The sequence below is a fragment of the Rossellomorea marisflavi genome, assembly GCF_009806575.1.
GTDB classification, from domain to species: domain Bacteria; phylum Bacillota; class Bacilli; order Bacillales; family Bacillaceae_B; genus Rossellomorea; species Rossellomorea marisflavi_A.
In genome coordinates this window covers 1185817-1200860 of sequence record NZ_CP047095.1, presented here as the reverse complement: position 1 = coordinate 1200860, position 15044 = coordinate 1185817, and the positions used below count along the sequence as shown (strand labels likewise).

At 44.4% G+C, this 15044-nt stretch carries 13 protein-coding genes; 6 read left to right on the top strand and 7 right to left on the bottom strand.

Annotated features, from left to right (window positions below; genetic code table 11):
- Positions 1–26: 26 nt before the first annotated feature.
- Entirely contained in the window at positions 27–701 is a 675-nt protein-coding gene (locus D5E69_RS06325; protein WP_048005162.1) for a response regulator, read from the bottom strand.
- Complete coding sequence (locus D5E69_RS06320) at positions 698–2284, bottom strand: ATP-binding protein (RefSeq protein WP_063190769.1); 1587 nt, start codon at positions 2282–2284, stop codon at positions 698–700. The genes D5E69_RS06325 and D5E69_RS06320 overlap by 4 nt, the downstream gene beginning before the upstream one ends.
- A 615-nt stretch (positions 2285–2899) precedes the next feature.
- Here D5E69_RS06320 and D5E69_RS06315 point away from each other — a divergent pair.
- The 5 genes from D5E69_RS06315 (at position 2900) to D5E69_RS06295 (ending at position 10500) form a co-directional block, all read left to right on the top strand.
- Positions 2900–3847 (top strand): DUF1672 family protein, encoded by a 948-nt coding sequence (locus D5E69_RS06315; protein WP_159129441.1) that lies wholly within the window; start codon positions 2900–2902, stop codon positions 3845–3847.
- Positions 3848–3853: 6 nt separating this feature from the next.
- On the top strand, positions 3854–5947 hold the full coding sequence (locus D5E69_RS06310; protein ID WP_159129440.1) for an SA1320 family protein: 2094 nt from the start codon (positions 3854–3856) through the stop codon (positions 5945–5947).
- Positions 5948–6312: 365 nt separating this feature from the next.
- Positions 6313–7239, top strand: a complete 927-nt coding sequence (locus D5E69_RS06305; protein WP_159129439.1) for a DUF1672 family protein — start codon at positions 6313–6315, stop codon at positions 7237–7239.
- Between the two features lie 46 nt (positions 7240–7285).
- Entirely contained in the window at positions 7286–8221 is a 936-nt protein-coding gene (locus D5E69_RS06300) for a DUF1672 family protein (protein ID WP_159129438.1), read from the top strand.
- Positions 8222–8760: 539 nt separating this feature from the next.
- Positions 8761–10500 (top strand): S9 family peptidase, encoded by a 1740-nt coding sequence (locus tag D5E69_RS06295; RefSeq protein WP_249931608.1) that lies wholly within the window; start codon positions 8761–8763, stop codon positions 10498–10500.
- A 5-nt stretch (positions 10501–10505) separates the two neighbouring features.
- On the opposite strand, the gene D5E69_RS06290 is transcribed toward D5E69_RS06295, so the two are convergent.
- The 4 genes from D5E69_RS06290 to D5E69_RS06275 form a co-directional block, all read right to left on the bottom strand.
- The gene (locus D5E69_RS06290; RefSeq protein ID WP_048005172.1) at positions 10506–10802 is read right to left on the bottom strand and encodes a hypothetical protein; all 297 of its coding nucleotides are present in this window, start codon (positions 10800–10802) and stop codon (positions 10506–10508) included.
- 251 nt (positions 10803–11053) lie between these two features.
- Complete coding sequence (locus D5E69_RS06285; RefSeq protein ID WP_249931607.1) at positions 11054–12175, bottom strand: MFS transporter; 1122 nt, start codon at positions 12173–12175, stop codon at positions 11054–11056.
- Between the two features lie 34 nt (positions 12176–12209).
- Positions 12210–12689: a MarR family transcriptional regulator gene (locus tag D5E69_RS06280; RefSeq protein ID WP_048005173.1), complete on the bottom strand. Its 480-nt coding sequence runs from the start codon at positions 12687–12689 to the stop codon at positions 12210–12212.
- A gap of 219 nt (positions 12690–12908) precedes the next feature.
- Positions 12909–13397: a DedA family protein gene (locus tag D5E69_RS06275; RefSeq protein WP_048005638.1), complete on the bottom strand. Its 489-nt coding sequence runs from the start codon at positions 13395–13397 to the stop codon at positions 12909–12911.
- A gap of 205 nt (positions 13398–13602) precedes the next feature.
- Here D5E69_RS06275 and D5E69_RS06270 point away from each other — a divergent pair, with 205 nt between their 5' ends.
- Positions 13603–14064 (top strand): hypothetical protein, encoded by a 462-nt coding sequence (locus tag D5E69_RS06270; protein WP_053072431.1) that lies wholly within the window; start codon positions 13603–13605, stop codon positions 14062–14064.
- Positions 14065–14106: 42 nt separating this feature from the next.
- On the opposite strand, the gene D5E69_RS06265 is transcribed toward D5E69_RS06270, so the two are convergent.
- The gene (locus D5E69_RS06265; protein ID WP_048005174.1) at positions 14107–14952 is read right to left on the bottom strand and encodes a sulfite exporter TauE/SafE family protein; all 846 of its coding nucleotides are present in this window, start codon (positions 14950–14952) and stop codon (positions 14107–14109) included.
- Between the last annotated feature and the right edge of the window lie 92 nt (positions 14953–15044).

The window sequence follows — 15044 nt, the reverse complement described above, 5'->3', positions numbered from 1 at the left end:
AGCTCTCCGCGGGAAGAGCTTCCTTCTTATTTAGCCATGAAATATTTTCGCTCCGGCCTGCCTACGATTCCGTATTCAAGCTCCGCCGTTCCTTCCCCCGTTGAGACCATGTACTCCAGATACCGCCTCGCCGTTGCACGGGATGCCCCCATCCTGGAGCCCATTTCTTCAGCTGAGATTCCTTTGCCCGTATCCTCCACGATCGCCTTCACCTTACTCAAGGTGAGGGGATCGATCCCCTTCGGCATGCCGCTTCCATTCAGCGGCGTTTGATGCAGACCGAGCAACCGGTCGATGGTGGCTTGGCTGACCTCTTCCTTCTCCTTCAGCATCTCCCTTCTCTTCTGGTACTGCTGCAAGGTGGAGGTGAACCGCTTCAAGGATACGGGCTTGATGATGTAATCAAGAACCCCGTTCCTGAGGGCCGTCGCCACAAGCTCCCGGTCGTTCGCTGCAGTGATCATGATTACATCGACATGGGGGAACCGGGTGCGGATCGCCGGCAGGAGATCCGTCCCAAGCTGATCCTGCATATAGATGTCGAGAAGCAATAGATCCGCTTCCTCTTCTCCCAGCAGGCGGAGGGTTTCCTCCCCGTTCAGGGCCTTCCCGGCAACGGTGACCCCTTCGATCTTCTGGAGGAATCGCTCATGGATGGACGCCACCCTGAAATCATCCTCCGCTATGATCACTTTGATCATCCTTCTTCTCCCCTTTTCTCTTCTTTTGGAATGAACACGGTAAAGACCGTCCCTCCGCTTTTCGGTACATGAAGCTCAATCGTTCCGCCAAGCCTTGTGACCGTCTCCTTCACCAGCGTCAATCCCACTCCCCGGTTCTCCCCCTGTTTCGAAGAGATCCCACGCTGGAATACATCCACATCGTCAGGGATCCCGGCTCCGGTATCGGCGACTTCGAACACAATATCCTTCCCGATATCGGTGGTAAAGAAAGTAACTTCCCTCGTCTCCTTGTGAGCAACGGCGTCAAAGGCATTATCCATGATATTTCCCAGTATCGTGATCAAGTCACTCATGGCAACCCTTTTTGGTAACGGTTTCAAAAAGCTGGTTGGATCGATGCTGAACGTCACTTTATATTCCGATGCCTTCCCGATCTTTCCTAATAGGATGGCCTGCACCTTGCGATCATGGATCTGTTCGAATACGATCCGGTTCTGGCTACCGTGCACGTCGGCCTCTGAGTGGATGAGATCGATGGCCTCCTCATATTCCTCCAGCTGCAGAAGGCCCGAGATGGCATACAGCTTATTGGTGAATTCGTGGGTCTGGGCACGAAGATCTTCAGAATACTGCCGGACCTCTGAAAGGGTATTGATCATCTCCGTCACTTCCGTCTTCTCACGGAAGCTCGCCACCGCTCCGACAATCCCGTTCTTATCCATGATCGGTGTCCGGTTGACGATTACGACTTTTCCGTTCAGAAGCATTTCCTGATCGTTTTCATAAATATCGTTCCGCTGGATATCATACATTTCCGTATTCGGTATCACTTCCTGTACCGGCACCTGGGTTTTCCGCCCACTCACACCAAGGAGCTTCCTCGCAGAGTTATTCATCATCGTGATCAACCCCTTCTCATCCACGGCGATGATCCCTTCTTTTATGGAAAGGAGGATGGCATTCCGCTCCCGGTACAGAGCCGCAATCTCCTTCGGCTCCAGCCCGTGTGTATCGCGGCGGATATTTTTCGCCAGAAGGACCGCCCCCACGGCTCCTGCCACCAATACGAGAATCGAGACGATCCCATACGTACGGAGCTTGTGAATGAACAGCGTGTGAATATCTTCCTCGAGGAAGCCGACGGACACGAGCCCGATGATCTTCCCGTTATCATCAAAAATCGGCGCCTTTCCGCGCAGGGACGGACCCATGGAACCGACGGCTTTGGACGTATAATACTCTCCATTAATGAGGGCCCGGTCATTATCCCCTCCCACCATCCGCTTACCGATCTTCTCTTGCTGCGTATGGGAATAGCGAATGCTGTCCTTATTCCCTACCACGATGAACTCCGCCCCCACCTGCTCCTTCATCTGGATCGTCATGGGCTGGATGATCTTCGCCGGATCCTCTGTATGAAACGCTTCCCGGATACCAGGGATAAGGGACACCGTCGTCGCCACCTGCAGGGCCAGCTGACCGACTTCCTTCTCCGTTTCCTTGGATTCGAAATAAGCAAACGTGCCGCTCAGGAGAAGGATGACCGATGACAGCAACGTCAGGATCAAGACCAAGAGCTTCGTCTGAAGCGATACATTCATCCCTCTGACCTCCCCGGTCTCATTTCTTTCATTTTAGAAGGACGTCCGCCGTTTGGCAATAGGATTTCTGAATATTCAGATGCAACGAGTGATACCTTAACTTTTCAACTAAAGAACGCGACACGCTGGTTATTTCGATAAAGAAAGATTGATAGAATAAGAATATTTTTACACCTTTAGGGTTATATCCACATAATGATGGTTGTGACCATTGACGGCTCAAACCTATACACTGCCACCTATTTAAGCGTAATTAAGGTAGTACCTCCTCTTCTCCCCTTTCATACACTAGACGATGTAGAAAATTAAATGCACCATTCTAACCTCCAAATCCCTCTCCCTTTCATAATTAAGAATATACTAATTAATTTTTCCATCAAAAGGGTTAAATCCATAAACTGGAGGGTAATGGTATTTCAGGTGACAAAAGACTCAAACACCTTGGAATCGTCACAAATCTGAATGACAAAAGATTCACATAGATACAATCCTTCCAGGTGACGAATTTCCTGTTTTTGAATTTATAGGTACATTCACCTGTTAATACTTTACAGTTTCTTTTACAATAAAGAAGTTCTTTTACGTACATCATCCCATTAGGAGGATTGTTAACACATGAAACATAAATGGAAACTGTTCGTATGTGGTATAAGCATCTCATTATTATTAGGAGGTTGTTTTGGAGTGGACAGCGGAAAAAAATCAGAAGCGAAGAAGACGGAGACGGACCAGGATATAAACGCTAGACCTGCAGATAAGTTTGAAAGCGTACTTACCTATACTGGTGAGGGGTATGACCTACCTGGAGGAGAAGAAAACGAAAAGATAGCTAAAGAGCATAAGGATGAAGTAGTAAAGGCGACTAAGGATTATTTGAAGAAAGAGTATAACATCGATATTGAAGTCCATAATATGGTCGGAAATCAGGATGGTGTTACTGTATTCTTTGAAACGACTGGCCGCTTGCATTTTTATTCTACAGCCATTGTTCCAATCGATACTGAAGACAAAAAAATACTTTCAGATAATGTGTGGACATTAGAGGGGAGGATTGAAAATTCCATACGTGGATCCCTTTACGCATACATTAAAGAGGATGCGTTTAAAGAATTAGATAAAGAAATTGAATCTGTAGCAAAGACTCATGATATAGTTGGCATTTCTCTTGAATCTTTAAAGAATGTTGGCGGTAACGGTTATTCTACCCCTTTTTACCATGTTACATCGACCAAACTTGACATGGCAATGAAGCCTGTGTATGACCTCTATCTGGAAAACCCAAAAGCTTCTAAAGAAGAACTTGTGAAGGCATATGACACAAGTAAATTTGATCCAAACTATGCTTTCATTACAATTCAAGGCTTTATGAAAAAGGAAAAAGCAGAGCCTGATCAAGATGCATTCAATAAAATTGAGGAGTTTGTAAAAGAAAACAATAATTTACCCAAAGGAACATATGAGATCTTCTTAAATGATAACTATGTTCAAAAAAATAAAGGTACAGGCTTAAAAATGAATTCTATTAAATATTCTACTCCTATATTAAAAGATTATGAAAGGTAGATTAATTTGACTAATAAAATTAATGAGAAGGTAACCGATCCGGATCTAGTCGAATTAGCAGGCTTACACGTTTACCAAAATCCTCAAATTTATGATGATCCATTAGAAGTAAATGGGAAAACATTCCGGGTATTAGATACCAGATATGACCACCCTAGTGGCCTTGATGCGATGACAGTTAAATGCCTTGAAACAGGGGAAATCTCAGTAATTTATCAAGGTACTCAAGCCGATGCAAAGTATGGAAAACAAGATCTTAAAGCCGATGCTCAACTCCTTAGTGATTTAGACGTAGAGCAACTTGATGCTGCAGAAGAATACTATGTTGAAATGAAAGAAAGGTATGAACATGAGGGCGGAGTATCCTATGTGGCAGGAAACTCTCTTGGCGGTCCTCTTGCCTCCAATGTAGTAGTAGAACATCCAGAAGATGATATAAGATGTGTCACCCTTAATCCTGCACTATTACCCAAAGGAAAAATGGATCCAAATAGAGAGTATTCGAATATAGTGAACTATTTCGGGAGTAATGATGTGTTGACTAAAGGCCTGATTTCATTAGGGCTCGATGATCGAATTCCCGGAGAACGAAGGGATATTTCTTTTGGAGCACCTTATGCCGGTCTTCAATTCAACAACATCGGTCCATTCCATACTGGTTATTATGGGAACAATAAACCTTATGTCGTCGCAGGTGAGAAAATAAATGTATCAGCAGATGACCATATCATTAGCAGTATCTGGACGGGAGAACCGCTGTACAGCGGAAACACTGAGCGCATCGATATTACCCCTGAGGCTCTTGACAAACTCTCAAATGCTTTGATCGGGGATGATTTGTCAGTTCATGGTAAGTATACAAGTATAGATAGTTATATGAATAAGTCCAAATTACTAGTAGAACAAGAAGGAGAAAGGTTCTCTGCCCGATTGAATGAACTTCAAGATAAAATTGAAGAAATTACTGAGTCACATTTCAGTCATCCCTTGTTCAAAGGCATTAGTACCTTAGCTGCTCCTATCCTATTGGAGTTGGACATTTGGATCGCCCTATTGGGTAAAGCAGAATCCTTTGTCAGGTCCATAAATAAGGTACTGGACTCTCCCCCGCTTGAGCTAGTAGAGCATATTATCAACATTGACCTAAATGTAGCTAATATATTTGAACCCCCACGTGAGTTGCTCTCTCAATTCAAAGAGAATATAGTAGATCTACTACAAGGTTTCAAGCAATTGAGCGAGCACTTAATACCCACACTTTTAAGCGGTGGGAAACAGGTTGTAGAAGATGTGTTTGTAAATGATTTAAACGCACATTACAAAATCGTCAACCTTAATATTGAGAAAGTGTCAAAGCATATTGAACTGTTTAACTTTAAAACAAATTTCGTAAGGGCAGAGATGGTCATGCGTGATAAAAATTTGGCTGACTCAATCACAAATAAGGGCTCATTACTTGCAGTCGCTCCTTCGATGCTGAATAGTTCCGGGGAACCGTTAACGGAATCAGACCATATGCTAGTTGGTATGAAATTAGGTGATCTGATTCTCGATGAAAGCATCGCAATTCTCACTGCTTTTGGAAATAACGTTATCCAAGCAGTAGTAGGAACCCTAATAGGAATTGTTTCAGCACTAGAAGGGTCCCTTGAAGCAACAATCCTGCAAATTAAGTCAAAAGCTAAAATAGACTCAGTCGCCATTCCTATGGATTTCTTGGGGCTATACTCGAATCTTGCAAATAAAGTGAATGCTATAGCTGAGTCAGCAATCGCCCCGCTTGAGGAGATTACTGGAACACTGGGTGGAGTTAGAGATGGACTAACTAGAGTATTCTTTGGTTTCCCTAACATTGTGAATGAATTTAAACCCTTCCTTCAAAATGCAATTTTGGATCAATTTAAACTAGCTGAGATCAACATTTTAAACGGAGTATCTTCTTCCCTACATGGAGAATTAGAATTGCTCTTCGAAGATATAATCTATCAACTTAGTGAACATAAGGGCAATTCCATCACTGCACTTCACGATACTTCCCAAAAGGTAAAAGCCGATCTAGAAACCGTTCGCGAACAAATTGAACGGATTACATTCAGTTAGTTCGAATGTGGTTTCTTACGACTACTTAATGTAATTAAATTGAATAAATGTATTTATAATGAAACAGAAGAAGGGATATCTATTCTAATGATATCCTTTCTTTTTTAACTGATTTGATAAAATTACACTTTCCCCTGAAGAGCTTCCTTTTTAACTTTCATATTAGTGGATATTTTTTGTTATGAAATGAATATCTAAAGTGTTCAACTATACTACTAGAAAAGATAAGAGGATTTAAACACTAATGTAAGTGACACTATCCTATCAAGCAAATTCCACTTATTATTTTTCTAAAAAATGCAAATTAATTTCGAATAGTTTTCAGTAATGAAAGATAAACACCTTAACAAATGGAGGGTTATCCATTGAAGACATACAAAAAACATGCATTGCTAATTGTTTTAATCCCTCTTCTTCTAAATGGTTGTATTCCAATCTCAACTACAACACCCAAGGAAATCGAAGAGCATAAAAAGAAATTAGAGAAAGAAAGAAAAGAACGAAACGAGGACGTATTAACGTACACTGCGGAAGATTACAAAGCGTATGATGCACAGGAAACGGAAGACATCACAGAAGAATTACGAGATGAAATCATTCAAGCAACAAAGGATTACATAAAGAAGAACTTCCACTTAGACATCCAAGTACACAATATTCTTACTAACATTGACGGGGTGACCGTTTACTTTGAAACAAAGGATCATATCCATTTCTTCTCAGAAGTCAGGATACCGATCGATCTGATTAACAAGAGAGTTCTGGGAGATAAAGTGAAATATTATGATGACCTTCTGGATAACGCTATGAAGGCATCACTATACGCTTATATGCATGAAGAACAATTCAGTGAGTTGGATGGACTTTTGGGTGAGGTAGCTGAAGAAAATGATGTGGTGGGAATCAGGAAGGAATTGATCCAAAACATAGGTAGACAGGGATACATGACTCCTTATTACTACACGAATTATTTAAATTCAGATGAAGCACTTATCCCCGTTTATCAAAAATATTTAGATTCTCCTTCCTCCACTAAAGCAGAACTGTTAGAGGTATTTAAATCAGAGGACTTCGATCCTGAGAATATCGAGATTCACATTCAGTTGTTCATGAAAGAACCAGATACTGAACCTGACGAAAAGACCTTCCGTCTAATAATGGATAAGATTAAAACCGGAAATCAACTGCCGAAAGGACATTACATCATCACCCTTAATGATAATCAAAAAGAAAAGGGAACAATCGATAACAGAAGCCTTGGCTCCAAGCAGGAAGAGATTATCATAGAATGATATGCGCTTTTTACTAACCCTTAATTGATTGGAGGAATTCAATAAAATGATAGGTAAACGAATCACGCTATTATGTCTCGCCCCCATCCTATTTTTAGGAGGATGCTTAAACCTCCTTTCAAACGATTCACCACAGACTGAAAACGAAGACGGTGTAAAGGATCGGCCCAGCGATTTTTATGAAAGTGTCTTAACCTATACTGGAGACGGATATTTCCTTCCTTATGGGGGGAAAGCAGAAAAAGCCGAAGATCAATACAAAGAAGAAGTAATAAAGGCAACCAAAGATTATATTAAAAAAGAATATAAAACGGATATAGAGGTTCACAATTTGGTAGGTAATCAAGGCGGTTACACGGTCTTCTTCGAATCAAAAGGACGACTACATTTTTATTCCACCGCGATTGTCCCAATTGACTTTAGTGAAAAACGAGTCAAAACAGAAAGCGTCTGGACCTTGGAAGGTGAAGTAGAGAAAGGGTTGAGAACCGCTCTATATGCTTATATAAAAGAAGATGAATTCAAAGTATTGGATAAACAAATCGAAGAGATTATAAACTCGAGTGGCGAGGTAGTTGGAACCACTGTCGAATCGATAGAAAATGTAGGTGGAAATGCCTACGAAACTCCCTATTATTTTGTCCAGGCCTCCTCCAATGATGAAGCCATTCAGCCGGTTTATGATCTATACATGAAAAATCCCGACGCTTCAAAAGAAGAATTGACTGACGCCTATCAAGAAGAACTGTTTGACCCTGATGATTTAACGTTCTCTATCAACTTATATATGAAAGATCCAAAAAAAGAGCCGGTACAAGAAGTATACAATCCCATCATGATTGCTTTTGAAGAAAACGATGATCTACCGAAAGGCCAGTATTTCATTAACTTGCACGATCATTATGTGATCAAGAAGGCAGGTTCCGGCAATAAAGAAAATTCACTAAGTCAGGATGGGATATACGGGATTTACAAAGAATAAAGCATGCAAGAGTTAGCACATACTCCTTAGCTTATGTAAAAACCTCCTATTTCTGAATGTTAGTAAGTTAAATGATAGATACATGTTCTGAATAAAAGCAAAGCACAGGAACGGTCTCTCTTCCTTCATGAAGAGTAGGAACGACCCCTGTGCTTTTTACTTGTATCCTCCGGGAAGACCACGAAAATCAATCTATAGATTTTTAATGATCTTCACCGATTTGCTGTAGTACGTTCCTGTTTTATACTGCTCGGTGTCATCCTTTAAGCTACAGCGACGAGGCATCACACTAAACAACCTCACTCTAAATTCCATAAAACCCATTTATATACACCTCCATTCATGGTACCCTTTTCTATAAAGCAACCAGCTTGCGTGGAGTGAATCCCCATTACGGGAGGATTCTAGCTCCTCCCTCTTCTTTTACAAGAGTGATGCATCCAATAGGAAAGAGGCCACAATCCGATCACAGCTCGTACCGTGAATGAGTGCGGGGTGAAGGGTGTCCCTGTTACCATGACGATCAATTATGGAGAGTGATGACATTGATAGCCATTCAAGACCTGTATCAAACAACCGCCATCGCCTGTTTCACGGTTGATGACGAAAGAAGGCGCATCCTGTTCAGTACGAACCACGGAGGTTCCTATGATGTGTGGGAACTCTGCCTCGACTCCCTTGAGACCAACCGTCTCACATTCTCAAATCAGCATAGTTCCAGCCTCTTCACCTATGATGGGAGTGTTCTTGCAACATTCGATCGCGATGGAGATGAGCACTACCAGTGGCATCGAGTGATGGATGACGGGCAAATCATTCCTTTATCCGAGGAGGAAAACGGGTCGACGGCCTACTTTGCCAGCTTCACTTCACAAGGGCATATTTACTATTCCACCAATCATTTGAATCCGCTCATTAACGTCATGCGTTATGATGCTGTCCTTGGAACAAAGACCCTTGTGCAAAAAGGGGAGGCGGCTCCCATCGTGTGTGCAGCCGTTGCGCCGGATGAATCGTCTTATGTGTACACGGAATCCTATTCCAATACCCATGTGCCGGCCTACTGCATGGTGGGCGGAGTCAGTCAGCCCATGATTCCGGATGCTGTAGGTCCATACAGCACCCAGGATGTCCTATACGACGGAAGCGACCGGATCTACTTCCTGACAGACTATGGTGAGGATTTTCACTACCTTGCTTCGTATAAACCTTCTACCGGATTGTTTCAGAAGGAACTCTCGATTGAGGGCGAGAACATGAAGGGGCTCTGCAAGGTGCAGGATGAGTTGATTCTGACAACTGAGAAAGGGGTACGGGATCATTTGCACCGTTACTTCCCTGAGGAAGGCAACTGCACGGAAATCGACACTCCCTGCGATACCTTCAATCAACTGAAGGCAACATCGGACGGCACCCTTCTCCTTCTGGGAAGCTCTGCCCATGCCTCCGACGCTATCTATCGATTGAGTTTGGACGGACGCTGGGAGTGCCTGACTCCCTATAGGGTGAAAAACAGGCGCGTCAAACCGGTGGCTGTCGAGTACCCCTCCTTCGACGGACTGACGATTGAAGGAATCCTGTACCGCCCGGATGAGCCAAACGGGGTGACGGTTCTATGGCCGCACGGTGGACCGCAGAAATCGGAGCGGTTGAAGGATCGCCCCCTCCTGCAGTACTTGGCGCTGAATGGGTACACGATCTTCGCGCCCAATTTCCGCGGGAGCATCGGGTATGGAGCTTCGTTCATGAAACGGGTGGAAGGTGATTGGGGCGTCGGGCCAAGGCTTGACTGTGTAGCGGGAATGGATTGGCTGATTGCCGAGGGACTTGCGGAGAAAGGAAGGATCGCTGTCATGGGCGGGAGCTATGGCGGTTACATGAGCCTTCTTCTGTCCGGGAGACATCCGGAGTATTTCTGTGGGACCGTTGATATCTTCGGGATCTCGGATTTGATTTCGTACGTGGAGGCAGCTCCGGAGACACTGAAGCCTCTGATCGTCAATCTGGTGGGTGATCCCGTCGGGCAGCGCGAAAAGCTTGTTGCTGAGTCCCCGATCACGTATGTAGAGGATATGGCGGGTCCTATGCTCGTCATACATGGGAAGAATGATGCGAGAGTGCGCCCTGAGGAATCGGAGCGGATCGTCGGACGACTACGGGAGCGCGGCATCCCCGTCCAGTATATCCTGTTGGAAGACGAGGGCCACAGCTTTTCGAAACATGACAATGAAGTGAGGGTGTACCAGGAGATCAAGCACTTCCTGGATACCCTTTTATAAAGCGATCACGGCTCGGATATCCCGTTGGCAATGAGCAGCAGATAGATCATGAAGCTGGTCACGATGATGAAAACGCCATTTGCCAGGATGCTGAACAGCTTCACGAAGCGTTGTGGTGACCTCATCCCCATGAAGAGAGCCAAGATGAAGCCCGCATCGATCAAGGCAAACAGGGTGATGGGCAGCCACAGATCGGCTTTCACAAGCTTCCCGATCGGGAACACGAGAATGGAGGCCACCAGCAGGACGGCCGTCAGGGAGACCGCCTGCAGGGAACGTTTATCGAGTTTTTCATTTTCCATTTTAAGTACCTCCCAAAAATAATCGATTGGAGTGCATATGTATCATTAGCTTAGTCATTCTTACCTTGATCCTTGGTTTCGGATTCATGATTTCAGCAATCAGGGACCATTCAAAACGTGTCCAGGAAAAACAGGACCGGCAGATTGAATTACTTCAGGAAATCACTCAATTACTTGACGACAACGAAAAAGATCGCTAACCCGCTTTTCCATAATCCCAGAAGTAAAGGGGCATGGCAAGCACCTCCCCTTTAGATGGGGTATTTCTTCTTACTAGAGGAGATGACTGAATAAAAGGAAAAGCTCAAGGCAAGCAAAAGTGCCGATAGGATCAGGAATGTTCCTTTCTCCCCCATCTCCCTGTAGAAAAGGCTGAATACGACCGGCCCTGCCCCCATGCCGATATAGCGAGTTACATTATACAGCGCCATGATGCTGCCTTTTCCTTCCTTGTAACGGGATGTCAGTAATGTGGCAAAGAGAGGGGTTGCTGCTCCCAGGCCCATTCCAAACAATATAAGAAGGAAAAGGGTGAGAGGCAGCAACCATTGATCCATTAGCGCGAAAAGGATCAAGCTCACAGAGACAGCGCCCATAACATGGGAAAAGTTCAATTTCACCTTTTTAAAAAGGTAGCTTCCTGCTACTATGCTTCCCGTTACCGGCACATAAAGAAACCCAATCCACTTCAATCCGATATGAAAACGGTCGGCGAGGAGCTCCGGGAGAAATACAAGGATCGCCATATACACTAGGAAAACCACTAGACTGAGCGAAAGGATCACAAATACGACCGGATCCCGCATTAAATCCAAATACCTTAGGGATTGGTGCAATTTTTCTTTTTTCACGGTCGTATTCCTTCGTCGTACGTTCAGGAATAAAAATAAGAGGCTTAGCCCTGCCAGGAACCAGAACACACCGTGGAACTCATATCTGGCACCGATGATTCCTCCGAGAACCGGTGCAGCCGCCGGTGCTATGGAGAGGAACATTTGATAAGTCCCCATCGCCTCCCCCTGTTTTCCTTCAGGAGTTTCACCCATGATGGTAATCACCGCGATCAACGGCAAAGATGCGGCACCAATGGCTTGTAGGCACCGAAAAAAAAGAAAAGCATAAAAACCTTGGGACAAGGCGCAGCCGAGACTCGCCAAGGCGACGAGCACGAGACTTCCTACAAGTATATGTCCTGTCTTTGTACGGTCCAAATACGGTGCCATGATCAGTTGTATAATGGCTGTAAGAATGATGAAGAGCGATACTGTGCTATTTACAGCCAGACCGTTAATGTGAAAATATTCCTTTATCGAGGGAATCAATGGGGTGTAAATATTTTGGTTAAGCGAAGCAAAGAAAGCTACTAGGGACATGAGATACAAAATTGATTGATTGCGTGAACGAGTCTTAGAGTTGGTCATGTTCATGTCTTATGCTCTCGGTCATTTTTTCCAGAAACGATGCAATGGTCCGTTGTTCCTCCACTGAAAATGCTTCGATCATATTCATGAACGCCCTTTTTTTCTCGTTGTGAAGCTTCATGTGCATGTCGTGGACTTTCCTGCCTTCGGGTGTCAGCTTATAGTAGACTTCTTTTTTGTTATCATTCAGTTTAACCGTCCTAATCAGCCCATCTTCTTGCAGTTTGCGGGTAACCTTTGTGATGTTAGCCTTGGAAATCATCATCGTTCGGGAAATCCCCTTATGATTGATGGGTTCATGGTCACCGATGCACTGAATGACGTGGATGCTCGTCATGTTACCAGGTAAAAGATCAAGTGGTTCATCTTTGTTAAGGTAGATGCCGAATAAAGATTGAATTGAATCGGCTTTCTGCTCATTCAGGTGAAGTAATTCTAGATACGATTCATAAATGATTTGTTTCATGCAACAAACTCCTTTATGTTTACTAGTGAACAAAAACAGAATAACACGGTCACAATCCATTTGCAAATATTAGTTTACCTGTGAACTATTATACTAATCTCCATCATCTCACTAATCCTTAAGCTCACACTGTTGGCCCTTACTTCATAAAAACCATAACATCATCAAAAAATTGAACGAGAAAAGCCAACGAGACCAGTCCCGTTGGCTTTTACAATTTTATAGTGTAATGACACCTGCCATCCTCCCGATGGTGATGAAGACCGACGTCCAAAGGAGGGATCCGATGGCGACGAACAGGAAGTACTGTTTAAGATCCATCCGGGCAATCCCCGAAAAATAGCAGGTGATATGCCTTACGCCGGGAATGAAATAGCCGATAATCAAAGAATACGATCCATATTTCTCCATCCACTGTTCGACCCTTCGCAAACGCTTTTCCTTCAGTCCCACCCATTTCCCGTATTTATCAAGGAACGGTCGACCGGCTTTGTAGCCAATGAAGTAACTGATGGTCATCCCGACAAGGGCGCCTCCAAAACTGAACAATACGGCCAGTTCATAGTTGAGGGTCCCGACATTTGTGAAATACCCGACCAGCATCATCAGGACCTCATCAGGGACAGGCAGTCCGACGATCCCCAGTGTGAGTAATAAAAAGACGGCTATATAGCCATAATTGGCGATGATTTGTTCAACTGATTCCAAGCTCATACAGCATTAAACTCCCTACGTGAATTCCAAGCAATGATGTTCCATATTCTTATACGGTTCAACACCGGCCAGAGTTTCAGTTCATGGATATTCTTTCAAAACACTCCTTCTATCATACCATAGGGAGCAGGTTTTCTATAGATTTTTCCAGAAAATCCATGTATTATTATACAAGAATAATTAATACGGAGTGATATGTATGATCATTGTTTTATCCCTGCTTCTAGGTGCCCTGTCTTATTATAGTGTCATATCATTTTTAGAAGTTAAAGAAGACATTGTCCGCAAGCCCGCTTTGGTGCAGCTGAATATTCTCATGGTTATCCCGATTGTGGCGATAGCGATCTTATCATTTGTCGTATACCATCTTCACACCCATCTCGAGGATCGCATTTCTCATGCGCTACTGGTCCTCAGCTTATGGCTGCTGTGCACCACTGCACTGTTTATTATCCGGAATGCCGGTAATCGCAGACTTTCAGTGATCATCCTCGCCTTGATCAGTATGGTTGCAGCCATTGCCATGACCCCTATCGACTTTTATAATACTGTGTTCGAGGGACCCCATTATGGACTTCCCATAGGAATCAGTATATTTTTCATCATCCTGGTTTATATAAACTGGTTTCGCATGGCCCGTTCCATTACCGCTGCAACATAAAAACGAAGCCCACGTCAGATGACGTGGGCTTCTTCTCTGTACCTAAGCTGATGCACTCGGCTCTTTTCTTTGCTTGTTGATCAAGACGGCGAAAAAAGCTACCATGGCCGCGCCGATCAGAATCAGGGACAGGGTCGGGATCTGAAGCAGCTTGAGGATGACGCTTGCTGCTACGATGATATACAGGAAAGCGAGCATGCGTTTCACCTTATCCGTCGCAAAGTTCTTCAGCTGGGTTGAACCGATCGGGGTTCCGATCAGTGCACCTGCGATGAGAAGCACGCCGTGGCGATAGTCCAGTGTTTCACCCGCTGCCATATAGGAACCGATCCCGGATAGGACGATGATGGAAGCAGCCGTGATGCTCGTTCCGATCGCTTTCTTCAGATCCAGCCTGATCCATTTTGACAGGAGCGGGGTCATGACGAACCCGCCGCTGACACCCATCAGGGATGAAATGACCCCTGTGATGAACCCGATCACCGGAACGGCACCCTTGCCTTTCGGTTTCGCATCCGACTTCTCTTTCCTGAAGAATTGGTAGGAGAACCAGCCAAGGATCGCGATATAGACGATGGAAATGACGAGGGATGCACCATTTGATGCTTCAAGCCATTTCACGAACGGAGCCGTGACCGTTGAACCGATCACACCTGCAATCCCGAGGATTATGGCAAGGCGTCCGTTCACATTTTTCAACCGTATATGAGAAATCGTGCCGGTCACCGTGGATCCGAGGGTCAGCATCAAGGAGAGGATGATTGCCTGACTCGGGTCATAGCCGAGGACCAGGAGCGTAGGAGTCAGGACGATTCCTCCTCCGATGCCGAAAAAACCTGACAGAATCCCGATGAACGCACCACCGATGATAAAATAAATCCATTCCATTTCTGTTCACTTCCTTCCCTTTCATTATACAGTGGGGAAGTTTATAATAGAAATGAATAATACGAATAATGATGATTACGTTTCATAATGGA